The 807-nt window shown below is 53.5% G+C and carries 1 protein-coding gene; it reads left to right on the forward strand.

The window, feature by feature from the left end; translation table 11 throughout:
• Positions 1-155: 155 nt before the first annotated feature.
• A partial coding sequence (locus ACXJ5O_RS28710) for an EAL domain-containing protein (protein WP_457302873.1) occupies positions 156-807 on the forward strand: 652 nt, incomplete at its 3' end.

An 807-nucleotide genomic window follows, 5' to 3' on the forward strand; every position in this document is an offset into this window, starting at 1 on the left:
TTGATGGTGTCACAACTGCAGACGATCTGGCGGCCGCCGCTCAAGGCGTTCTCCACAGAACCAGCGGTTCCGTAACTGTTGGATTGGACACACTTTTTCCCAGCGTCACCCTCGGCGGTGCCCTGTTCGGAGCCGATGGTGTTGAAGCAAGTACGTTGCGGCAGAATGCGGATTTTGCGCTTTACCATGCCAAGGAGACAGATAGGGGAGGCTACGTTCAATTTCGTCCTGAGCTTCGCACGTCGATTGTCGACCGTATCCGCGCAATCCGCAATGTCGACGCTGCGTTGGTCGAGGGCCGCATAACGGCATATTACCAACCAATCGCGCAGCTGGCGTCATCAGAAATTGTGGGCCTGGAAGCTTTGGTCCGCATGACTGATTTACAAGGCGCCGTGTCCCCTGCAGGCGATTTTGCTGCTGCGTTCTCCGATACCAAGATAGCCTCACGTGTTACTGAGAAAATGCTGAATCAGGTTGCATCCGACATTCGCGAATGGTTGGACCTTGGAATACCGGTGGAGCACGTTGGCATTAATGTGACGACCGGGGATTTTCAATACGGAAATCTCCAGGCGAAGATCGAGGCATGCTTCGCAAAGCAAGACGTTCCGCTCAAGCACATTGTGCTAGAGGTTAACGAGTCTGTATTTATGGGCGGCAGCGACCAGTTCGTGGCAAAAGCGGTAAAGCGGCTCCGCGATAAAGGACTGCTTGTTGCACTTGATGATTTCGGCACGGGATACGCTTCTCTTACCCATCTGATAAGCTTCCCGGTTGATGTCATCAAAATCGATCGGTCCTTCG

The organism is Phyllobacterium sp. P5_D12 (genome assembly GCF_054049495.1).